The organism is Desulfomicrobium macestii (genome assembly GCF_014873765.1).
GTDB classification, from domain to species: domain Bacteria; phylum Desulfobacterota; class Desulfovibrionia; order Desulfovibrionales; family Desulfomicrobiaceae; genus Desulfomicrobium; species Desulfomicrobium macestii.
The window spans coordinates 35787-56699 of sequence record NZ_JADBGG010000018.1; the positions used below are offsets into that span (position 1 = coordinate 35787).

The following is a 20913-nucleotide window of genomic DNA, read 5'->3' on the forward strand; positions in this document are numbered from 1 at the left end:
CGAATGTGCTTCCCGGCTTCTAGACGCCCAGCTTGCCGCGTCTGTACCTGAAGGTGTCCCTTGAGACTCCCAGCAGTCTGGCGGCCTGGGATTCGTTTCCTTCCGCCAGGGCCAGCGCCTGCTCGTAATACCCGCGTTCCAGATCGTGCAGCAGGGCTGGCAGATCCACTCCTTCCCGCGTGAGCGGCGCCCGGTTTTCAGCGACCGGCGCGCAGTCCGTCGCAAGCCCGAGATCCCCGGCATCCAGCTCCGGCCCGCAGGCCATGAGTGTGGCCCGCTCCATGATGTTGCGCAGTTCGCGCACGTTGCCCGTCCATGAATGGTCGAGCAGGGCGGTGCGGGCGCTCTGGGTGAGATCATTGAATTTCTTGCCGAATTTTTCCCCGTATTGATGCAGGAAGAGCCGTGCCAGAGGCAGGATGTCTTCCTTGCGGCGGGCCAGCGAGGGCACGCGGATGCGGACCACCGCCAGGCGGTAGAAGAGGTCCTGCCGGAACGTCCCGGTGCGGACCATCTCTTCGAGGTCACGGTTGGTAGCGGCCACGACCCGGGTGCGCACCGTGCGCTTGGCCGTGGAGCCCAGGGGGTAGAATTCGCCCTCCTGCAAAAAGCGCAGCAGCTTGGCCTGGGCGCTGCCCGGCAGTTCTCCGATTTCGTCCAGAAAGAGCGTGCCTCCAGCCGCTTCCTCCACCAGTCCCGTCTTGCCCCTTTTTCCGGCGCCGCTGAAGGCTCCCGGCGCGTAGCCGAAGAGCTCGCTCTCGATCAGTTCAGCGGGGATAGCCGCGCAGTTGACCGTGATCAGCGGGCCGCGAAAATTCGGGCTGCGGTAATGGATGGCGCTGGCGATGAGCTCCTTGCCCGTGCCCGTGTCGCCTTCGACGAGCACCGGCGTGTCCGGGCTGACCGCGACCTTGGCCACGGTCTGGACCACATCGGTCAGGGCCTCGCTCTCGGCCACGAAAAAGGGAATCTGTTCCCTGAGGGCCTTGTCCTGCAGGAGCCGGATTTCCTTGCCGAGGCGGATGGAACTCCCCGCCCGTTCCAGGCAAAGCTTGAGGGCATCCATGCGCAGTGGCTTCAGAAGGTAATCGAAGGCGCCGCGCTTCATGGCCGAGATGACCGTGTCCAGATCCTCGAAGGCCGTGATCATGATCACGGCGGCGTGAGGCGCCTGTCCTCGGATGTGATCCAACACCTCTAGGCCGCTGATGTCGGGCAGTCCGATGTCCAGGAGCACGAGGTCCGGGGCCAGGGCGGGCAGCGATTCCAGGGCTTCCTTGCCGCTGGCCAGGGCGCTGACCTTGTAGTGGCGGCCGAGGGCCATGGACAGGCTGTCTCGGATGGATTCTTCATCGTCGATGATGAGCAGGGAGTAGTTCATTGGTGCTCCGGGGCCGGGAGAGGGAATTCGAGTCTGAATTCCGCTCCGCCCGAGGGGCTTTCGCCCACGTGGATGGTGCCGCTGTGGTCGGCGACGATGCGTTGCACGATGGACAGGCCGATGCCGGTGCCGTCGTTCGCGGTGGTGTAGAACGGGTCGAAAATGCGTTCCCGATCGGCCGGGGCTATGCCCGGCCCGTTGTCCGCGATGCACAGACTGAGCCGGTCCTGGTCGGACAGGACGCGCAGCGAGATGTTCTTGGCTCCCTCGTTGTGACGCAATGCCCGGGCCGCGTTATCCACGATGTTGATGACCGCCTGCTCAAGCTGCATGCGGTCTCCGAGGATGGCCGGCGCGGCGGTGAGATCCGTATCCACGGTAATCCCGGCCTTGCGCAGGGTCGGGAGCATGAGGCTCAGGCCCTCCTGCACCGGAACGGACAGGTCGAGCAGTTCGAGGCGCGGCGTGCCGGGTTTGGAGAAATCCAGCACCCTGCGGATGACGGACTCCATCTTGCCGGCGGCCTTGCGGATCTTGGCGATGGTCTGGCGCAGGACCGAGGCGGGCTCTGTGGCCGGAAGGTCGTCGCAGATCTCGTCCATGGCGTAGAGATACCCGTGGATGCCGGTCAGGGGGTTGCGGATCTCGTGGGCGATGCCGGCGGCCATGCGGCCCAGGGAATTGATCTTGTCGAGGAGCATGATCTGCCGGGCCATGCGCCGGGCTCCCGTGACGTCGGCCATGAACACGGCCACGCGCGTGACCTGTCCGAGATCGTCCAGGACGGGGTAGAAGCGCAGGTCCAGATCGCGCTCTTCCCCGTACTCGTTGATGGAGCGAACTTCCCCGCTGGCGAAGACCTTGTCCACGGCCTGCCGAAATCGCTCGGCGCGTGTTTCGGGCAGCAGGGCATACAGGGACAGCCCGTAGAGGGACTCCCGGTTTCTGCCCAGGCGTGATGCCCCGGTTTCGTTGATGTCGAGGATGATTCCGGCCTGATCCATGAGCAGCAGGGTTTCTGTCGGGGCATTGATGAGCGCCCGGGCCTTGGCCTCGCGGTCGCGGATATGGGCCTCGGCCAGGCGGCGCTGTTCGATCTCGAAGCGCAGATCGGTGGTGCGGCGGTCCACCTCGATCTCCAGGCTGGCGCGCGCCTTGCGCAGATCGCCTTCGGCCCGGATGCGCTCGTGGACTTCGCGTTCAAGTTCGTCATTGGCTGTGCGCAGATGCTCGGTGCGGGCGCGGACCGCCTCTTCGAGCTGCTCCTTGTGACGGCGCAGCACGGCCTGGGCCTCCTGACGGCGGCGGATGGAGCTCAGGAGCATGGCCAGGGCGGCCAGAAGTACTGCCACGCCCACGGTGGCGGTCCAGATGTAGCGTTTGTCGATCTGGTAGAAACGGGCGGGCTGGTTGAGAACGAGGCTGCCTGCGGGCAGGGCCTTCTCGCTGATTCCAAGGCGCTGCAACTGGATGTAGTCGAAGATGAAGCGCGAAGGGGTCTTCGTGTGCACGGGGATGTCGTCGGGATCGGTTCCGCCGAGGACCTCCATGGCCAGCCGGGCCGCGCGTTCGCCCTCGGTGCGCCCCTGAACCATCTTGCCGCCCACGCAGCCCGTGCCCATCTCGAAATCCCAGAATCCGTAAATAGGCACTTTGGTGTGGGTGGAGAGGAAGAGATTCTTGCCGCGATAATCGACCAGTACCCCTTCCTCGTTGCGCATGACTCCGTGGATGAGGATGACCTGGCCGGGGCCCAGTTCCTTGAGCCTATCACGCAGTTCCAGCGCGTCGAGGTTGTTCCAATAGGTGAAGCGGATGCCCGGAAACTGCCGTTCCAGGGCGTGCAGGGAACGGTCCGTGAGCAGGTCGGTGATGGACTGATCCGCGCCGATGACCACGAACTCCCGTGTGCCGGGATGGAGCGAGAGGGCCGAGAGCATGGTTTCGGCAAAGGCCGGGTTTTCGGCCAGGCCGGTGATGTCCTTCTGGCCGCGCAATTGTCCGGGTGTGAAATCGTTGACGCCGCAAAAGACGACGGGCGCGCCGCGGAAGATGCTGTCACGATATTCGAGCACGAAGTCCAGGGCGTCGTTGTCCGTGGTGAGGATGAGGTTGAAGGTGCTCTCGGCGAGTTTGTGCCGCAGAAGCGCGGCCTGCAGGGAGAGATAGGATGTGTCGGTGTTGCGCTTGGTGTCTAGGTATTCAACCCAGAGCAGTGCTCCGGGCATTTCGGCGCGAAACGTTTCGCTGATGCCCGTGTTCAGGGTGTCGGTCCAGGACAGGCCCGGATGATAGGAGTGCAGAACGAGCACGCTTGGCGGTGCGGCCAGGAGCGGCAAGGGCGGCAGGAACAGCAGGAGAAAAAGAATGATGCGCGTCATGGGCACGGTGTAAGCGCAATCCGTGCGACCTTCAAGTCTGAGGGCCGCTATCCTTGACAGGCTGGGAGGATGGGAATAACGATCCTTGTTTCCTTGCTCCCCCGAATGGAATGGGGTGGGCTTTTACCCGTAAGGAGGATTTATAATGATGACCAGGTACGAGGAATTGATCCTGCTCAGCCCTGAGCTGGGTGTGGAAGAATGTCGCGAAATCGTGAACAACTTCAGCGCCATTGTCGAGCGCGAGGGCGGCACCGTCCTCAAGATCGATGACTGGGGCGTCAAGGATACGGCATATCCGGTGCGCAAGTTCAATCGTGGCCGGTACGTCCGCATGGAACTGAACATGCCCGGCAAGGCTGTCGCGGAATTGGAACGCAATGTCCGCATCACCGATGGCGTGTTCAAGTTCATCACCGTCAGACTCGCCGAGACTCCTGTTGCGGCAACCGAGGAGGCATAGCATGTCCTTTAAGAAGAAATTCGCACCCCGGAGAAAGTACTGCCGTTTCTGCGAGAATCCCGAGATCCTGCTTGATTACAAGCATCCCGAAGTCCTGAACGATTTCGTGACCGATCGCGGCAAGATCATTGCCAGCCGCATCACCGGCACCTGCGCCAAGCACCAGCGGGCTCTCACCCGTGAAGTGAAGCGCGCCCGCCAGATGGCTCTGATGTTCTACACGGCTACCCACAGCACCGACGTGCTCAAAAAATCTAGAGTCTAGGAGATTTGATCATGAAGGTCATTTTGAGAGCAGACGTGGATAATCTGGGCCGACTTGGCGACATCGTCGCGGTCCGTCCCGGTTATGGCAGAAATTATCTGTTGCCTCAGGGTCTTGCCTCCATGGCAACTCCCGGCAACCTGAAGGTCTTTGAACAGGAACGCCGCAAGCTGCAGGCCATGAACGACGCCGTCAAGGCCGAGGCAGCCGCTTTGGCCGCCAAGATCGAGGCCGCCAAGGTCGTGATCGAAGTGCGCGTGGGCGACGGCGACAAGCTTTACGGCTCCGTCACCACTCCCCAGATCGCCACGATCCTGGAAGAGCAGGGCGTGGAAGTGGATCGCCGCAAGATCCAGCTCGAAGACGGCATCCGCTCCCTGGGCGAATACGTCATCGACGTGAAGCTGCACCCCGAAGTCGTGGCCAAGCTGACCGTGAACGTGGTCAAGTTTGGTCGTCCTGAGCAGGTGAACGAACCCGAACCGCAGGCCGATGCAACCGAAGAAGCCGCCGCGGAATAAGTTCGGGCAGCGCCTCGAAACTCGAATCCAACCAGAGGAGGCCTTGCAAAAGGCCTCTTCTGATTTGTTGCGCCGAGTCCCCCCGCACAACACCGAAGCCGAACAGGCGGTGCTGGGCGGGGTTTTTCTGCGTAACGACATTTTTCATACTCTGGTCGACACGATAAACGACGAGGATTTCTATTCTCCGGTGCACCGCACCATCTATCAGGCCTTCCAGGAACTCTACCGCCGCCGCGAGCCCGTCGATCTGGTCACGGTGGCCGAATATCTGCAGACCAAGGGCCAGCTCGACGAGGTCGGCGGCACGGTCTATCTCGCCTCCCTGGCCGAGTCCGTGGCCTCGGCGTCCAACTCAGTCTTTCACGCCCAGATCGTGCGCGACAAGTCCGTGCGGCGCAGGCTCATCCAGACCTCTTCCGAGATCCTGACCAGTTGCTTCGAAGCCGGCGAGCAGACAGAATCCCTGCTGGATCAGGCCGAGCAGCAGATTTTCTCCATCGCCGAATCCAAGGGCAAGCCCGTCTTCATGAGCAGCAAGGACCTGGTCCAGCGGGTCTTCGAGCAGCTTGAGACGCGGGCCGGGCAGGGCGAGCTGGTCACGGGCGTGCCCACGGGCTACACCGATTTCGATCAGATGACCGCCGGACTGCAGAAGTCCGACCTGATCATTCTCGCGGCCCGCCCGTCCATGGGCAAGACCGCCCTGGCACTGAACATGGGCATGCGCGCCGCCATTCAGCACGATGTACCCGTGGCGGTCTTCTCGCTTGAAATGTCCATGGACCAGCTCATGATGCGCCTTCTGGGTTGTCACGGACGCGTGGACCTGAGCCGTCTGCGCAGCGGCTATCTGAACGACGAGGACTGGAGCAGGCTCTATCAGGCCGCCGAGGATCTTTCCCGGGCGCCCATCTACATCGACGACACTCCGGCCCTTTCGACCATGGAAATACGGGCCCGCAGCCGGCGCCTCAAGGCCGAGAAGGGCGTGGGGCTCATCATCGTCGACTATCTGCAGCTCATGCGCTCTTCCCACAAGAGCGACTCCCGCGAGCAGGAAATTTCGGATATCTCGCGTAACCTCAAGGCCCTGGCCAAGGAACTTGAGGTGCCGGTCATCGCCCTGTCGCAGCTCAACCGCAAGGTCGAGGAGCGTTCCGACAAGCGGCCCATGATCTCGGATTTGCGCGAATCCGGAGCCATCGAGCAGGACGCCGACGTCATTGTCTTCATCTACCGCGACGCGGCCTACAACAAGGCCGAGGACAATCCGAACAAGAATATCGCCGAGATCATCATCGGCAAACAGCGTAACGGCCCTGTCGGGGCCATCCGTCTGGGCTATTTCGGTCAGTACACTGTTTTCGAGAATCTTACGGAAGTGGGGTTGCCGTCCGAGAACGGCGGCGTGTACTGACCAATCCCGCGCACCTTCAACTCAAGAGCGGACAAACCCATGAAAGCCTATTGCCCGGAAGAATTTTTTTCGCGCAGCGAATTGGACAAGGTTCAGAAAACGCGTCTTGCAACCACTCTCGAACGTGCTGCCAAGTCCGAATTTTATGGCCACCGCTTCGCCGAAACGGGAATACGCCCCGAGGCGATCACTTCCGCCGCCGACATCACGCGCCTCCCCTTCACCACCAAGGATGACCTGCGCAGCGCCTACCCCGCGCGCATGCTGACCCGGCCCGTGACCGACATGGTCCGCCTGCACGCATCCTCGGGTACCACGGGTTCGGCCACGGTCATCTACTACACCAGAAACGACATCGATTCCTGGGCCGATCTCATGGCCCGGTGCATGCACATGGTCGGAATCAGGGCCGAGGACACTTTTCAGAACATGTCCGGCTACGGCCTCTTCACCGGCGGTCTTGGCATTCACTACGGAGCCGAGCGGCTGGGCTGCCTGACCATCCCGGCCGGGGCGGGCAATTCCAAGCGCCAGCTCAAGCTGCTGGAAGATTTTCAGGTTTCCGTCGTCCATATCATCCCGTCCTATGCCCTGCATCTGGGCACGGTCAAAGACGAGCTTGGCTACACTCCCGATCGCCTGAACCTGCGCGTGGCCCTCATCGGTGCGGAGCCGCACACCGCGGCCATCCGGCAGCGCATCGAGGAAGTCTACGGAATCAAGGCCTACAACTCCTACGGGCTGTCCGAGATGAACGGTCCGGGCGTGGCTTTCGAGTGCCTTGAGCAGAACGGCATGCACATCTGGGAGGACGCCTACCTGGCCGAAATCGTTGATCCGGAAACGGGCGAGCAGTTGCCGGACGGCGAAGTCGGCGAGCTGGTCATCACCACACTGTGCCGCGAGGGCATGCCGCTGATTCGCTATCGCACCAAGGACCTGACCCGCTTCATTCCCGGCGACTGCGCCTGCGGCCGCGCGCATCGTCGCCTGGACCGCATCATGGGCCGCGCCGACGACATGATCATCCTGAAGGGGGTCAATATCTACCCCATGCAGGTCGAGCAGGTGCTGATGAGCATTCCGGAGGTCGGGCAGAATTATCTGATCGTGCTGGAGCGTGACGGCTATCTGGACCAGATGCGCGTCAAGGTGGAGGTCAAGGAAGAGTACTTCGTGGAAGACATGCGTGAACTCAAGAGCCTGCAAAGTCGCATCAGCTCCAGGCTGCGCGACGAGATCCTCATTACCGCGCGCATCGATCTGGTGGAGCAGAACTCCTTGCCCAAGTCGGAAGGCAAGGCACAGCGGGTTCTGGATCTGCGCGAATAAAGAGCAGTCGGCAACTGATTTCAGATCAGACGTTCGGGACGACCCTGGCCGCAAATGGCTGGGGTCGTCCTTTTTTCATTCGTATTGCGTGACCGCGCAGGACAGCCCTTTTTCCTCGGCGCGGGTGCAATGCGCCAGGGCATCGTCGCGGGACCGTTCGAGGGCGAACTGGATCTCAATGCCGCTGACCAGCTCGCGTTCGAAAATGTTCAGCTGCTCTGGCAGTCCAAGGCTCATGCTTGCGCGGTCGATCTGCTGCTGATCCGTGAGCGGGCCCACCGTGGCCACAAATGGCCTGAAGACCACCGGCGTATCGGCCAGGCTGTTTTGGGATGCGAATCTTCCGGCCTGCTCGAAACTTTCGAAGCGGCCCACGAACAGGGTGAAGGGGGCTTCGCCGCTTTGGTCCTGGTTCCAGAACAGGGGTTGTTTCTGGTCCATGAAGCGCGGCAGGTGCAGCAAGAGGGATTCCATGGTCGGATAGGCGCCGAGCTGGAGTGAATAGGGGCCGTCGGTGGTGCGCTTGCGGAAGACGGTTTTGGCCACGCTCTGCCAGTGTACGGACCCGGACGCCGTGTGGATGTTTTCCGGGAGGGCGGGAGCGCTCGGAGCGGGCTCGACAGTCGTTTCCCGTGGCGTTCCGGTGAAGGCATGGAAAAGGTCGCTCATGCGCGCCTCCGGCATGAGCCAGGAAAAAAAGAATAAAAATGTTCCGATGATTGCCGCCATGCTCAGGGCCAGGACCACGCCTGCCATCCAGGAGTTGCCGGAGGCCATGTTCTGGGTCGGCATGGCTTCGTCCGGCATCGGGGCCTCAGTGTCCGGGCAGTTGGTTTTGAAATTCAGGGCCTCTTCGGCATCGCAGCATTGATCCGAATGCAGGGCCTTCAAGGCGAGCGTCATGGTCAGCATGCGCAGGATGCCGATCACTCCGGCCGCGCGTTTGGCCACCGCTTCGGGATTGCCGATGAGGTCTGTCGCCAGCCCGGCCCCGTCGAGGAGAAAGCGGATGTAGGCCAGCGACTGTTCGCGGGTCAGTTTGGGAAGAGTCCAGATGGCTCCGAGCATGTTGTAGATGGGCCGGTTTTCGGGTCGGGCCAGCCGGTGCACGATCTCTCCGTTTCCGACCAGGACAACCTGGAGCACTGTTGTGAGGTGCTTTGTCAGGCTGAAAAGACCTCCAAGAAAGGCGAAATCCGCATCCGTGAGCAGATGGGCATTGTCGACAAAGAGAATGACGTGCTTCTTTTCGCGAAGCAGTTGGGTCAAAGCCGCTTTATTTTCTTTCTCGGGTGACAAATTTTCATTTATCGTTTGAGAAAGTGTCAGTCCGGATGATGCGGTGATGCTTAACGTGTGGGCGCTTTGGGCAGACTTTAGGCGGTTCAGAAAAAAAGTCTTGCCTGATTTTGGAAATCCGATCACACAGCTCAGCAGACGATGGCTTTGTATGTCGCTCAAGACAGATTGAAAAATGTCTTCAAGCTGCGGAGTACTGAAGTGCTGTGCAGTTTCGGACATGTTTTCAAAAGGTGAGTCGTGCATGGAATGTCTGCTTTTCGAAAAGTTATCGGGGTGGCGTCTGATACTCATGATTATTTATGAGCCTTCGCTTAATACGTAGGTGCAGCCTTAATTCTATGCAAGCTTTTTTTTAAAATATACTGCTATTATGCATGGTTTGGTGGATCACGATGACATTTTTTCCAGCCCTTCCCTTTATTTCACTCTTTGTCGGCATGCTGCTTTGGGGCAGCTCTTTTGTGGCCTTCAAGTATGCCGTGATGTTTTTCGATCCCATTGTCGTCGTCTTCATGCGCATGGCTCTTTCAGCCTTTCTGTTTCTGCTCGTGCTGCCGCGCTGGCGTCCCCGGAACCTGCGCAGGGAGGATCTGGGGTTCATGGTCTTCATGGCCCTGTGCGAACCGTGTTTCTATTTTGTGTTCGAGGGCCAGGCCCTGACCCTGACCTCGGCTTCCCAGGCAGGCATGGTCGCGGCTACGCTGCCGATTCTGGTGGCGGTCTGCGCGGGCTTTTTTCTTGGGGAGCAACTGAGCTCGCGCTCATGGACCGGGCTTGTCCTGGCCTTGGCCGGAGTGGTCTGGGTCAGCATCTCGGGAGTTGCCACGGAAGCGGCTCCACGTCCGCTTTTGGGCAATTTTCTTGAGCTGCTGGCCATGTTCTGCGCGGCTGGCTACACCGTGAGTATGAAAAAGCTCTGCGCCCGCTATTCCCCATGGTTTCTGACCGCCGTGCAGTCCATGGTAGGCACGGTTTTCTTTTTTCCGCTTCTTTTTCTGCCATCGACGGCCTTGCCGGTGGCCTTTCCCGTTGGTCCAAGTCTGGCCGTGCTCTACCTGTGCGTGTTCATAAGCATCGGCGCGTACGGTTTCTACAATTACGGGATCAGCAAGCTTCCGGCCTGGCAGGCTTCGGCTTTTGTCAACCTCATCCCGGTCTTCTCCATGCTCCTGGGCTGGCTTTGCCTTGATGAACGGCTCAATTTTTCGCAACTTGCGGGAGTGGGAGTGGTTTTTGCCGGGGTGCTGCTGTGTCAGCAGTGGCCGGAGACTGAAAACAGAAACACCCTCGTCCGCGATCTGGCGGAAGAGGGTGCCCTGGTTGAATCCGTGACGGTATCCCTCGACGGGACGTCTCTTGAAAGTGTCCTTGTTCCGGTGCGCGGCAAGGATTGATTGGACGGGCGCCCGGTTCAAGGGGATGCGTCGTGAACCGGGCGGGTGAGTCTAGAGCCGGGTCAGTCCTGCGGGAGCCGCCACGGCGGGAGTAAACGCTTCTTCGGTGGTCTTGCCGTCCCGGCCCACGATGGCCCGCACGCAAGGGATGTTCTTGCCGCTTCCGGTCAGGGCCTGGGCGACGATGCGCGAAAGTCCGGAGCAGCAGGGCACTTCCATCTCCAGGATGGTCACGGACTTGATTCTGTTCTGGGCAAAGACCTGCGTCAATTTCTCCACGTATTCCCCGGCGTTGTCGAATTTCGGGCAACCGAGCATGATGGTCCTCCCGGCCAGGAACCGAGCGTGGAAGTCCGGGGCCGCCACAGGGCAGCAGTCGCCAGCGATCAACAGGTCCGCGTCCTGCAGGAAGGGCGCGTGGGGCGGGATCAGACGAATCTGAACCGGCCAGTGGGTCAGGGCGGAGCCGACCTGTCCGGCGGGCACGTTGGCCTGCTCGCAGGGGCTCATCTGCATCATGCCGGCCGAAGGGCAGCCGCCGTGGCCGGGCGTGCGGGTCGAAACTTGGGCCGATGGGCAGCCACCATGTCCCGCTCCGTGAACCAGGGCCTCGACGCCGCCCACCTTGCGCACATGCTCCATGGCGGCTTCCTCGTCGAATTCGTCTGCTTCGCGCTCTATGATATGCAGCGCGTCCTCCGGGCAGTGCCCGATGCAGGCCCCAAGCCCGTCACAAAACATATCCCTTACGATCTTGGCCTTGCCGTCGATGATGGCCAAAGCGCCCTCGGCGCATCCAGTCACGCACTGGCCGCAGCCCGTGCATTTTTCTTCGTCTATCTCGATGATTTTTCTTTTCATGTGTTCCTCCGCTGTTTGTTGCGTGAGTCCTGTCTATGGGTTTTGGGATATGCCCGCTTTGAGCCATGTCAAAAAAATGCAGGAAAACGCATCTGGCGACCTCCGACGAGCTCTGGGTGGCCCATTCTCGGTCGCCAGATGCTTGAGCATACCCGTTATGCTGTGGAAGAATTTGCAGAACTTGACGCACACAACTAAAAAAAAGCCCGCTCGAACCTTTCGGTCCGGCGGGCATTCTTGCGTTTAAGCCGGGATCAATCTTCCAGCGAAATGGGTGGGGCTTTGGGGGTTGGTTGGGGTTTGGGGGCTGGTTTTGCCGGGGTCTTGCGGCTGATGCGTTCCTGCAGCTTCTGGGCTGCCAGCCTGGTCTCGTTCGGGGCCGCCAGGAAGAGCATTTCGCCCTTGGGTGTGAACCAGTGCCAGCCTTCGGGTTTGGTGAGCAGGATGGCGCCTTTCTTTTCGAGGTATTCGAGGTCCTTGCCGGCTTCGGCAGCGTGCTGGAGCTGCTCCTGCAGGTTGTCCGTCTCAAGGACGATGGAGGCGGTGCGGAAGAGCTCGAAGGCGCCGTGGGAGATGTCCATGAGCAGACCCTGGTCCGGGGTCTTCTTGGTACCCAGGGCTTTTTCCAGTTCCAAGAGGTCTTTTTTCAGATCCTTGAGTTCCGCGATGGCCATGTCCCGGGCCATGTCCCCCTGTTCCTTGATGGTCTTGGCCAATTGATTCTGTAGCGCCTTGCTCATCTCGCTCCTTCCTCGGTTTGTCGTTGTCAGATCAGAGAATTTGCCCCAAAAACTCCTTGGTTCGTTCCAGGGTGGGCGCGGTGAAGAAATGTTCGGGCGCGCCCTGTTCCAGAATTTCGCCTTTGTCCATGAAGAGGACCCGGTCCGCCACCTCACGCGCGAAACCCATTTCGTGGGTGACCACGACCATGGTCATGCCTTCGCGGGCCAGGTTCTTCATGACGTCGAGAACCTCGCCGACCATTTCCGGATCGAGGGCGGAAGTGGGTTCGTCGAAAAGCATGATCTTTGGATCCATGGCCAGGGAGCGCGCGATGGCCACGCGTTGCTGCTGGCCGCCGGAAAGCTGCTCGGGCCGGGCCGCGAATTTTTCGGCGATGCCGACCTTTTCAAGGAGCGCCATGCCCTTGGCCTCGGCCTCTTTTTTGGAACGCCCGCGGACCGTCATCTGGGCCATGGTCAGGTTTTCCAGCACCGTCTTGTGCGGGAAGAGGTTGAAGGACTGGAAGACCATGCCCACCTCGGCGCGAATCGCGTTGATATCGCATTTGGGATCGAGAATGTCCACGCCGTCGATGATGATGTGGCCGGTATCGGCGTATTCCAGCCGATTCAGGCAGCGCAGGAAGGTTGATTTGCCGGAGCCGGACGGTCCGATGATGACCACGACCTCGCCGTGCGCCACGGTGCAGGAGACGCGGTTCAAGGCCTGAAGGCGCTCCGGGGTGTAGAAGAACTTGTCGATGCTTTGTACGTCGATGATGGGCTGCTTGTGCATGAATATCCTCTAGATGGCCTTGCGTTCGAGATATTGCACGAACATGGACAGGGTAAAGGTCAGGACCAGGTACAGGATGGCGCACACGATCCAGATTTCAAAGGGCTGCAGAGACGAGGACACCACCTCGCGGGAGGCCTTGGTCAGTTCGCGGATGGAGATGACGCCGAGCAGGGACGAGTCCTTGACCAGGCTGATGAACTGTCCGGCCAGGGGCGGCAGTATGCGGCGAAAGGCCTGGGGCAGGATGACCTTGCGCATGGCCAGGGGGTAGGTCATTCCAAGAGAGCGCGCGGCCTCCATCTGGCCTCGGTGCACGGACTGGATGCCCGCGCGCACGATTTCTGCGGTGTAGGCGCCGGTGAAGATGGCCAGGGCCATGACGCCGAACCAGAGCGGAGGAATCTGGCCGATCCCGTATTGGGACAGCATGCTGTTGATGACCGTGCCGACCACGAAATACCAGAGAAAAATCTGCACCAGAAGCGGTGAACCGCGAATGAGCTCGATGTAGGCGATGGCTCCCCAGCGCAAGGCCGGGTTGTCGGAGATGCGGGCCAGGCCCGTGAAGAGGCCGAGCAGGATGCCGAAGACGATGGCCAGAGCGCTGACCTCAAGAGTCAGCAGCAACCCCTCGATCAGGATTCCGGGCTTGGTCTGGGTGTAGAATCCGATGTTGTCGCCCGCATAGACATAGTCGCCCTGGGCCAGCAGCAGCGAGGTGCCGGGCAGGGTGTGGCTTTCCTCTCCGTCGTCGCCTTGCACCGTAACAAGCACGTTCTCGCCGGACTTGGTTATCGAGGTGATGGTGCCTTCCATTTCGGCGCGGATGTTCACCTTTTCGTCGTAGATGAAATACTGTGGCACGCGGTTCCATCTCCACGTGTACTCCACTTTTTTCGTGGAGTAGTAGAGCAGGGCCATGGCGCCGCAGAGCCCTATCACGAAGGCGAAACTCCAGAACTGGTAATAAAACTTGCTTTTGGGCCGATCGAGTCCGGTGTAGGTGGCCATTATCCGTCCTAGTGATGCTTAAGTCATGAAAACGAGGAATCCGGCGTGAAAGCCGGATCCCTCAACATTGCTTGATTACTGGATTTCCTTGAGCCACTCGGTGCCCTTGATCCATTTGTCGTAGATGCGGTCGAAGCGGCCGTCGGCCTTGATCTGGGTCAGGAAGTTGTCCAGCCAGTTCAGGAAATCGGGGTCGCCCTTCTTCACGCCGAAGCCCAGGGGCTCGTAGGTGAAGACCTTGTCCAGCAGGACGAGGTTGGCGCCGCCCTGCTGGGCCATGAAGACCGCGCAGAAGGGCAGGTCGTAGACAAAGGCGTCGGCCTGTCCGTTGACCACTTCCATGGCGCCGTCGGATTCCTTCTCAAAGCTCTTGTACTGGGCCTTGGGGATCATGCGCTTGGCGGCCTGCTCGCCGGTGGTGCCGATGCGGGAGGCGACGATGTATTTGGGATCGTTCAGGTCCTTGTAGGAGGTGATCTTGCCTTCGTGCTTCTTGGACAGCAGGATGGCCTGGCCGACAACGATGTACGGATCGGCGAAGTTGATCTGCAGGTTGCGTTCCTGGTTCACGGTCATGCCGCTGATGATGATATCGAACTTGTCGGCCATCAGCGCGGGGATGATGCCGTCATAGTCGGTGTTGACGATGGTCAGCTTGACGCCCATGGCCTTGGCCATTTCCTTGGCCATGTCGACGTCGAAGCCGACGATGTCGCCTTTCTTGTCCGTCATCTCGAAGGGCATGTAGCCGGCATCGAGACCGACACGCAGTTCGCCGCGCTTGAGAATCTGGTTCAGGGTGGATTTCTGGGCGAGTTCATGGTCCGCGGCCATGATCGGCATGGCCGCGAAGGCGACCAGGAGCAGGGCCAAAACAATCTTCGTCATAAAACGCATAAAGCCTCCTCTTTGGTTACAAGGCTTGCCAGGGGTCAATATTTTCCCTCGGTCAGAACCTCTTTGATGTTCATCTTCACTTTGCAGTATTCGCAGGTGGGTATCTCCTCCTCGGGCAGGCAGATGATTTTGGTCTGCTTGCATTTGGGGCAGGCGACTTCGACGAATTCACGCTTGTACCGATTTTTGAACAGTTCCATTATATATCCCCCTCGCGTTGATTCCCCTACGCCGTGATGGCTGAAAACTCAAGAAACAGGGCTTTAGAGACGCAGTGACAGGCAGGTCAGGCCGCCGTCCATCTTGCGGTATTCGCTGGTGTCCAGTTCCACGATGGGCAGACTCAGGGATTCGAGCAGGACCCTGGTCCGGGGATAGCCCGTGGGCATGATCAGGGTGCCGTTCACGAGCAGGGTGTTGGCCGCGTACTCTTCGCCTTCGGGGCAGATGATCTGCCTGAAATTGGAGATGGCCGGATGCCCGGCGAAATCACGGGTGACCAGCATGGTGTTTTCGCCAACGAAATTAAGGCTGGATTTGAGGTGCAGGCCGGCTGCGACCTTGATGATGCTGCTTTCGTAGCCGTGGCCTGCCAGAATGGCGGCCAGCTGCCTTGCGCCTTCCTCGTTGGTGCGATCGGAGACGCCGATGAAAAAGCGCTTTTCAACCTGCAGGATGTCACCGCCGTCGAGGGTGCCCGGATCTTCGATGCGGGCCAGGGGGCGGTGAGCGGACAGCGGGCCGATCGTGGACAGGATTTCATCGCGGCGGGAGGGCGCGCCGGGCCGGGAGATGACCGCGATCTCGCGGGTGACCACGGCCGTGTCCTCGACAAAGCAGGCGTCGGGAAAGCCGGGCGCGGCGGGCAGGACTTCTACGGTCAGCCCCAGGGATTCGAGGCAGCGCACGTATGCGCCGTGCTGCCGGAGCGCCAGCTCAAGGTCCGGAGCGGGCAGGGTGGAGGTGGTCAGACCTTTGGAGTAATCGGGGCCGGGAATGCGGGTGATGGCATGAGAGAACATGGGATATCCTTATATGCTTGATGTTCGAAGCGGAAATCCCAAGCAAGAAAAATCTTCTTTGGCAAGTATTATTGTCCGTTCAAAGTGCGGTTTTTTTGGGATAAAAGGTCCTCGATGGCTTCCGTTTCCCTGACCGCGGCCTCAGCTCGGAGGATGCTCGTGCTTCCGAATTTGTCCCGGATGCGGTCCATGGCCTGGTCCAGCTTTTGACTGCGCTTGCGGTTTGCATCGGGCATGAGCGGCAGTTCGGCCTGCACGAAGCGGAAATTGGAGACCCCGATGCCGATGAGTCGAACGGGCTGGGGGAGTTTTTCGGCCGCCAGGAGTTTGCGCGCGGCTTCGAGGATTTCCGTGGTGATGTCCGTGGGCCGGGTCAGGGTCCTGCTGCGCGTGATGGAAGAGAAATCCTTGAATTTGATCTTGAGGGTCACGGTCAGCCCTTTTTTTCCGAGCCCGCGCAGCTCCCGCCCGATGCGTTCCGCCTGGATGAGCAACCACCGCTCAAGCAGGGTCCGGTCCAGCGTGTCCCGCTCCAGCGTGTTCTCCGCGCTGCAGGACTTGGGGTCGTGCCCGGGAACCACCGGCGAATCATCGATGCCGCACGCCCTGTCGTGCAGAAACGCTCCGCGTTTGCCCATGGTCTCGCTCCAGTAGGCCCGGGGGCGGGCCAGCACGTGGGGAACCGTGGTCACGCCGATTCGGCGAAGCTCCTCCTGGAAGTGTTTTCCAACCCCGGGGATTTTGCCCAGCGGGAGCTCGTGCAGGAACGTGGGCACGTCGGCGGGGCGGATGCTTGTCAGGCCTCCTGGCTTGTCCCAGTCCGAAGCGATCTTGGCGAGAAACTTGTTGGGGGCGATGCCCACGGAGCAGGTCAGATTGGTGTCGGACAGAATCTCTGCCTTCAGACGTCGGGCGAGGTTTTCCGGAGGTCCGAAGATTCGAAGCGTGCCACTTATATCCGCATATGCTTCGTCGACGGAGGCCTGCTCGACCACGGGACACAGCGCGCGCATGATGTTCATGATCTTGCCGGAGATTTCACGGTAGCGGGACATGCGGCCCGGCAGAAACACTGCGTGAGGGCAGAGTTTTTTGGCCTGTACGATGGGCATGGCGGATCTGATGCCGTATTTCCTGGCTTCGTATGACGCTGCCGAAGCCACTCCGCGCAGGGATTGTCCGATCACTACAGGTTGTCCCTGCAGCCTCGGATCGTCGGCCTGTTCCACGGAGGTGAAAAACGCGTCCATGTCCAAGTGCAAAATGACCCGTTTAAAGTCCGGGGCATCATTGAGAGGATCTTGCATATTGTTGATTGTCGGCGCTGCCCAGTCCTGGGTCAAGTCGTATTTGTCGCGGTGCCGCCCTTTGCCGAAGGCGATTTTATATTTCTTTCATTTTTCTGTCTTTGACAATAAAATGTGATAGAGCTAAAGATAATGAGACACGTTTTTAGAGAATTGTCCCTTTTTCATCTGAGTAGCAATATCAACCCGAGGAGTAGGACGTATGAAAGTTAAAAAATTGGTTCTTCTGGCACTGCTCGTGGCCATGTTTTCCGCCTCCGTGGCGGTGGCCGCCGAAAATTACGTGCGCAAGGTCGACAACTTCATAATCCTGGTGGACCGCTCCGGTTCCATGGATGAAAAGTATGTAGGCACCAAGGACAAGAAAATCGTTCTGGCCAAGGCCCTGCTTGAGCGCATGAACGGCATGATTCCCGAGCTTGGTTACATGGGCGGCCTGAATACTGCCGCTCCGGTAGGTGAACTCCAGGGTATGGAAGCATATTCCAATGCCGGTTACGGTGCTTCCCTGGCCAAGGTTCCTACACTGATCGGTTCCAATCCCACCCCTCTTGGCCATGGACTCGCCGCTCTTGAGCCTGCCCTGCAGAGCGCCGTGGGCCGCAGTGCGGTTATCATTGTGTCGGACGGACGTGAGAATGTCGGCGAAGGCTCCTTGCAGGTTGCCGCCGCCTTGGCTGAAAAATACGGCGTGTGTTTCCACACCATCAGCTTTGCCGACACTGTCAACGGCAACCAGGCCCTGCTTGATGCCATCACCGCTCTGAAGCCTTGCGGCGTTGGAGCTTCCGCTGCCCAGTTGGCCGATGACGCCGCTCTGAAGCAGTTCGTGCAGGACGTGTTCTACGATACGGCCGCGGTTGACCCTTGCTCCCTTGACGACGACAACGACGGCGTGAACAACTGCATCGACAAGTGCCCCGACACCATCAAGGGTCTGGCTGTTGACGCCGATGGTTGCCCTGTTGCCGATATCGTGACCCTCAAGATCAACTTCGACTTCGACAAGTCCGACATCAAGCCCGAGTACTACCAGGAACTGGCTGATTTCGCCTCCTACATGAGACAGCAGCAGTCCTTCACTGTTGTTGAAATCGCCGGTCACACCGATTCCGTGGGTTCCGATGAATACAACCAGAAGTTGTCCGAGCGTCGCGCCAAGGCCGTTCGCGACTATATGGTCAATGAACTCGGCATGGACGACAAGCTGTTCTCCGCCGTAGGCTATGGCGAGAGCAAGCCCATTGCCAGCAATGACACCGACGCAGGCCGCGCCGAAAACCGTCGCATCCTCGCCGAACTGAAGGGCGTCTTCAAGAAGAAGTAGTCTTTCAGGACGTTTGAAATCGTCAGAGGCGGTCCCTTGCGGGGGGCCGCCTTTTCTATTTGTCAGCGGCGCGAAAGGTGACTACGCAAGGCGTGTTGTGATGAGAGTGAGCATCTTTGGCTGGTTTGCGGATTTGAGCGCGGTCGATGACGGTCTAAATGGGAAGGTTGCATGCAGGAATACGTGGAAAAGGTTGGCGTCACGGACGTCGGGCAGCGTCTGGATGTTTTCTGGCAGGCTTGCCTTGAAGAGGAGGGCGTGGCCAGAAGCCGCGTCCAGGCCTGGATCAAGGACGGACGGGCGCGTATCAATGGGCAGGTCTGCACCAAGGCGGCAACCCGGCTCACACCCGGCCAGACCCTGACCTTGGCCCCGGAATACATCGATTCGAGCATCGTTCCCGATGACGGCCCCCTGGACGTTTTATTCGCCGATGACGACCTGGTCGTGATCAACAAGACTCCGGCCATGACCGTGCATCCGGCGCCGTCGGTGGCTGAACCGACGCTTGTGCACCGCGTGGCCCACCATTTTCCGGCCTTGCTGTCCCAGTCCGGGGAGCGTCCCGGTGTCGTGCATCGCCTGGACAAGGACACTTCCGGGCTTATCGTGCTGGCGCTGTCCGAGTCGGCGCGTCTGAGCCTGACCCAGGCCTTCGCGTCCCGCGAGGTCTACAAGGAATATCTGGCCCTGGTCGCCGGAGTGCCCGATTCTTCCGGTACCGTGAATCTCGCCCTGGGGCGGCATCCGAGCATCAAGACGCGCATGGCCGTGGTCGAACGTGGGGGACGCGCGGCCGAGACCCGCTACGAGCTGCTCTGGAGCGCTTCGGACAGGAGCGCTTCCCTGGTCCGGGTTCGCATCATGACGGGCCGCACTCACCAGATCCGCGTGCATATGGCCGCGCTGGGGCACCCCCTGCTGGGGGACTCGGTCTATGCCGACAAGACGACCGCCGCGCGCGCCCCCCGGCAGATGTTGCATGCCTGGCAGCTGCGTTTCGAGCATCCCCGGGGACTTGAGCCCCTGGAGTTTTGCGCTTCCCCGCCGGAAGATTTTATGCAGGTGCTGCGCGGGCTTTGCCGCGAGCGGGCCTGCATCGGTCTGACCGGAGCAGTGGGCAGCGGCAAGTCCACCGTCCGCGCGGTGGCCGAGGAGATGGGCGTGCCGGTTTTCTGCGCGGATCGGGTGGTGGCCGAAGCCTACGCCAGGGGCGGGGAGGGCTGCGCCATTCTGGAGCATCATTTCGGAAGCCGCTTCACGCAACCCGGAGGTGGCGTGGACAAGGACCTGCTGCGTGACGCCCTGGCCGAATCCGACAGCCTGCGCCGTGAGGTGGAGCGCCTGGTTCATCCCCTGGTGCGACATGCCCTGCATGCCTTTCGGGCCGCGCATGACGAGGACGTGACCCTGGCCGAGATCCCCCTGCTTTGCGAAGCCGGGCTAGCCGGCGAGATCGATCTGCTGGCGGTGGTCTACTGCCCGGATTCCCTGAGGCATGCCAGGCTGCAGGGCCGGGGATGGAGTCCGGAGCGGATAGTCATGGTCGATGCCTGGCAGTGGCCCCAGGCCAGAAAGGTGGGCATGGCGCAGTTCGTGGTCGACAACTCCGGCTCCCTGGAGGAACTTGAGTCCCGCGCGCGGGCCCTGATCCGGGTCGTGCATGGGATGCTGCTCGGCCATGCCGAGCGGTGCATGGAGGAGTTGCAGGACATTTTTGAAAATCCGGACACCATGGAAGAGGGGAGCTGACCCATGTTTCCTCTGCGCGACAACATCCCCTCCCGGCATCGATCCTACATGATGTGGACCCTGCTGGCCCTGAACATCGCTTTTTTTCTGGCCGGGCTTGGCCTGAGCAATGCCCAGGAGTTCAGGCTCTTTCATCTTTACGGCGTGGTCCCGGCCCGCTATTTCGATTCTCAGTGGGCCATGTTCCAGGGCTATCCCGAAGGGCTGCTCTTGCCTCTTGCAACGCACATGTTCCTGCACTCCGGCTGGCTGCACCTCATCGCCAACATGTGGACGCTCTGGATTTTCGGGGACAACGTGGAGGACGTGATGGGCCCCTTCAAGTTTCTCCTTTTCTACCTGCTGTGCGGTCTTGGAGCGCTGGCGGTGCACATGCTCACCAATTCCTCTTCCACCATGCCCGTGGTTGGGGCTTCCGGGGCCATCGCCGGGGTCATGGGCGCCTATTTCTTTTTGTATCCGCATGCCAAGGTGGTCACTTTCCTGCCCATCCTGATCATTCCCTTCATCTTCGAGCTGCCCGCCGTGTTTTATCTTGGAGCCTGGTTCATGACCCAGGTCTTCTCCGGTATGCTTGCTCCGGCCGGCGGCGGGGGAGTGGCCTGGTGGGCGCACATCGGCGGCTTCGTGGTCGGCATGCTCCTGCTGCGTTTTTTTCGCGACGATTCGCGCTGCTATTATTGCTACCGTTCCGAAACCTGGAAGGAGTGGAAGTAGGGCGACTGGACATTTGGCCCTGCCTCAATTAAGCGCTGA

20 protein-coding genes are annotated in these 20913 nt (G+C 60.3%); 9 read left to right on the forward strand and 11 right to left on the reverse strand.

From position 1 onward, the window contains the following. Positions 1-19 precede the first annotated feature (19 nt). On the reverse strand, positions 20-1381 hold the full coding sequence (locus H4684_RS12240; RefSeq protein WP_192623957.1) for a sigma-54-dependent transcriptional regulator: 1362 nt from the start codon (positions 1379-1381) through the stop codon (positions 20-22). Next, positions 1378-3762, reverse strand: a complete 2385-nt coding sequence (locus H4684_RS12245) for an ATP-binding protein (protein WP_192623958.1) — start codon at positions 3760-3762, stop codon at positions 1378-1380. Before H4684_RS12245 ends, H4684_RS12240 begins: the two co-directional genes overlap by 4 nt. 148 nt (positions 3763-3910) lie before the next feature. On the opposite strand from H4684_RS12245, the gene rpsF reads away from it, so the two are divergent. The 5 genes from rpsF to H4684_RS12270 are packed head-to-tail and all read left to right on the forward strand — an operon-like array spanning position 3911 to position 7763. Next, positions 3911-4225, forward strand: a complete 315-nt coding sequence (rpsF, locus tag H4684_RS12250) for a 30S ribosomal protein S6 (RefSeq protein ID WP_177193261.1) — start codon at positions 3911-3913, stop codon at positions 4223-4225. A gap of 1 nt (position 4226) precedes the next feature. Then, positions 4227-4490 carry a 30S ribosomal protein S18 gene (rpsR, locus tag H4684_RS12255; RefSeq protein WP_015774011.1) on the forward strand — a complete coding sequence of 88 codons (264 nt, stop codon included), beginning with the start codon at positions 4227-4229 and terminating at the stop codon, positions 4488-4490. Positions 4491-4501: 11 nt separating this feature from the next. Next, positions 4502-5011 carry a 50S ribosomal protein L9 gene (gene rplI / locus H4684_RS12260; protein ID WP_192623959.1) on the forward strand — a complete coding sequence of 170 codons (510 nt, stop codon included), beginning with the start codon at positions 4502-4504 and terminating at the stop codon, positions 5009-5011. Next, positions 4983-6431: a replicative DNA helicase gene (gene dnaB / locus H4684_RS12265; RefSeq protein WP_092190977.1), complete on the forward strand. Its 1449-nt coding sequence runs from the start codon at positions 4983-4985 to the stop codon at positions 6429-6431. The genes rplI and dnaB overlap by 29 nt, the downstream gene beginning before the upstream one ends. 39 nt (positions 6432-6470) lie before the next feature. Next, the gene (locus H4684_RS12270) at positions 6471-7763 is read left to right on the forward strand and encodes a phenylacetate--CoA ligase family protein (RefSeq protein ID WP_092190979.1); all 1293 of its coding nucleotides are present in this window, start codon (positions 6471-6473) and stop codon (positions 7761-7763) included. A gap of 75 nt (positions 7764-7838) precedes the next feature. On the opposite strand, the gene H4684_RS12275 is transcribed toward H4684_RS12270, so the two are convergent. Beyond that, positions 7839-9356: an ATP-binding protein gene (locus tag H4684_RS12275; protein WP_318779638.1), complete on the reverse strand. Its 1518-nt coding sequence runs from the start codon at positions 9354-9356 to the stop codon at positions 7839-7841. Between the two features lie 101 nt (positions 9357-9457). Between H4684_RS12275 and H4684_RS12280 the strand changes: the two genes are divergently transcribed. Further along, positions 9458-10459, forward strand: a complete 1002-nt coding sequence (locus H4684_RS12280; protein ID WP_092190983.1) for a DMT family transporter — start codon at positions 9458-9460, stop codon at positions 10457-10459. Between the two features lie 51 nt (positions 10460-10510). On the opposite strand, the gene H4684_RS12285 is transcribed toward H4684_RS12280, so the two are convergent. The 8 genes from H4684_RS12285 to dinB all read right to left on the reverse strand — a co-directional run bounded on the left by H4684_RS12285 (position 10511) and on the right by dinB (position 17078). Then, the gene (locus H4684_RS12285) at positions 10511-11320 is read right to left on the reverse strand and encodes an ATP-binding protein (RefSeq protein ID WP_192623961.1); all 810 of its coding nucleotides are present in this window, start codon (positions 11318-11320) and stop codon (positions 10511-10513) included. Between the two features lie 254 nt (positions 11321-11574). Beyond that, positions 11575-12060 (reverse strand): hypothetical protein, encoded by a 486-nt coding sequence (locus H4684_RS12290; protein WP_192623962.1) that lies wholly within the window; start codon positions 12058-12060, stop codon positions 11575-11577. A 31-nt stretch (positions 12061-12091) separates the two neighbouring features. Beyond that, positions 12092-12838 (reverse strand): amino acid ABC transporter ATP-binding protein, encoded by a 747-nt coding sequence (locus H4684_RS12295; protein WP_092190991.1) that lies wholly within the window; start codon positions 12836-12838, stop codon positions 12092-12094. Positions 12839-12847: 9 nt separating this feature from the next. After that, positions 12848-13852: an amino acid ABC transporter permease gene (locus H4684_RS12300; protein WP_092190993.1), complete on the reverse strand. Its 1005-nt coding sequence runs from the start codon at positions 13850-13852 to the stop codon at positions 12848-12850. A 75-nt stretch (positions 13853-13927) separates the two neighbouring features. Continuing rightward, on the reverse strand, positions 13928-14749 hold the full coding sequence (locus tag H4684_RS12305; protein ID WP_092190995.1) for a transporter substrate-binding domain-containing protein: 822 nt from the start codon (positions 14747-14749) through the stop codon (positions 13928-13930). Between the two features lie 35 nt (positions 14750-14784). Continuing rightward, positions 14785-14949 carry a hypothetical protein gene (locus tag H4684_RS12310; RefSeq protein ID WP_092190997.1) on the reverse strand — a complete coding sequence of 55 codons (165 nt, stop codon included), beginning with the start codon at positions 14947-14949 and terminating at the stop codon, positions 14785-14787. A 63-nt stretch (positions 14950-15012) separates the two neighbouring features. Continuing rightward, a complete protein-coding gene (locus H4684_RS12315) occupies positions 15013-15771 on the reverse strand; it encodes a dimethylarginine dimethylaminohydrolase family protein (RefSeq protein WP_192623963.1) in 759 nt (252 codons plus the stop codon). A gap of 68 nt (positions 15772-15839) precedes the next feature. Then, positions 15840-17078, reverse strand: coding sequence for a DNA polymerase IV (gene dinB / locus H4684_RS12320; protein ID WP_192623964.1), 1239 nt, complete (start codon positions 17076-17078; stop codon positions 15840-15842). Positions 17079-17280: 202 nt separating this feature from the next. Here dinB and H4684_RS12325 point away from each other — a divergent pair, with 202 nt between their 5' ends. The 3 genes from H4684_RS12325 (at position 17281) to H4684_RS12335 (ending at position 20874) form a co-directional block, all read left to right on the forward strand. Next, positions 17281-18405, forward strand: a complete 1125-nt coding sequence (locus tag H4684_RS12325) for an OmpA family protein (RefSeq protein WP_092191003.1) — start codon at positions 17281-17283, stop codon at positions 18403-18405. Positions 18406-18576: 171 nt separating this feature from the next. Further along, positions 18577-20157: a dephospho-CoA kinase gene (gene coaE, locus H4684_RS12330; protein ID WP_092191005.1), complete on the forward strand. Its 1581-nt coding sequence runs from the start codon at positions 18577-18579 to the stop codon at positions 20155-20157. A gap of 3 nt (positions 20158-20160) precedes the next feature. Beyond that, positions 20161-20874 carry a rhomboid family intramembrane serine protease gene (locus H4684_RS12335; protein ID WP_092191007.1) on the forward strand — a complete coding sequence of 238 codons (714 nt, stop codon included), beginning with the start codon at positions 20161-20163 and terminating at the stop codon, positions 20872-20874. The last annotated feature ends 39 nt before the right edge of the window (positions 20875-20913 follow it).

Coding starts and splice junctions, on each gene's coding strand:
- H4684_RS12295 (WP_092190991.1), bottom strand. CDS start 12,838: ATGCACAAGCAGCCCATCATCGACGTACAAAGCATCGACAAGTTCTTC.
- H4684_RS12335 (WP_092191007.1), top strand. CDS start 20,161: ATGTTTCCTCTGCGCGACAACATCCCCTCCCGGCATCGATCCTACATG.
- H4684_RS12245 (WP_192623958.1), bottom strand. CDS start 3,762: ATGACGCGCATCATTCTTTTTCTCCTGCTGTTCCTGCCGCCCTTGCCG.
- dnaB (WP_092190977.1), top strand. CDS start 4,983: ATGCAACCGAAGAAGCCGCCGCGGAATAAGTTCGGGCAGCGCCTCGAA.
- coaE (WP_092191005.1), top strand. CDS start 18,577: ATGCAGGAATACGTGGAAAAGGTTGGCGTCACGGACGTCGGGCAGCGT.
- H4684_RS12300 (WP_092190993.1), bottom strand. CDS start 13,852: ATGGCCACCTACACCGGACTCGATCGGCCCAAAAGCAAGTTTTATTAC.
- dinB (WP_192623964.1), bottom strand. CDS start 17,078: ATGCAAGATCCTCTCAATGATGCCCCGGACTTTAAACGGGTCATTTTG.
- rpsR (WP_015774011.1), top strand. CDS start 4,227: ATGTCCTTTAAGAAGAAATTCGCACCCCGGAGAAAGTACTGCCGTTTC.
- H4684_RS12315 (WP_192623963.1), bottom strand. CDS start 15,771: ATGTTCTCTCATGCCATCACCCGCATTCCCGGCCCCGATTACTCCAAA.
- rpsF (WP_177193261.1), top strand. CDS start 3,911: ATGACCAGGTACGAGGAATTGATCCTGCTCAGCCCTGAGCTGGGTGTG.
- H4684_RS12270 (WP_092190979.1), top strand. CDS start 6,471: ATGAAAGCCTATTGCCCGGAAGAATTTTTTTCGCGCAGCGAATTGGAC.
- H4684_RS12240 (WP_192623957.1), bottom strand. CDS start 1,381: ATGAACTACTCCCTGCTCATCATCGACGATGAAGAATCCATCCGAGAC.
- H4684_RS12290 (WP_192623962.1), bottom strand. CDS start 12,060: ATGAGCAAGGCGCTACAGAATCAATTGGCCAAGACCATCAAGGAACAG.
- H4684_RS12305 (WP_092190995.1), bottom strand. CDS start 14,749: ATGCGTTTTATGACGAAGATTGTTTTGGCCCTGCTCCTGGTCGCCTTC.
- H4684_RS12275 (WP_318779638.1), bottom strand. CDS start 9,356: ATGAGTATCAGACGCCACCCCGATAACTTTTCGAAAAGCAGACATTCC.
- H4684_RS12310 (WP_092190997.1), bottom strand. CDS start 14,949: ATGGAACTGTTCAAAAATCGGTACAAGCGTGAATTCGTCGAAGTCGCC.
- rplI (WP_192623959.1), top strand. CDS start 4,502: ATGAAGGTCATTTTGAGAGCAGACGTGGATAATCTGGGCCGACTTGGC.
- H4684_RS12280 (WP_092190983.1), top strand. CDS start 9,458: ATGACATTTTTTCCAGCCCTTCCCTTTATTTCACTCTTTGTCGGCATG.
- H4684_RS12325 (WP_092191003.1), top strand. CDS start 17,281: ATGAAAGTTAAAAAATTGGTTCTTCTGGCACTGCTCGTGGCCATGTTT.
- H4684_RS12285 (WP_192623961.1), bottom strand. CDS start 11,320: ATGAAAAGAAAAATCATCGAGATAGACGAAGAAAAATGCACGGGCTGC.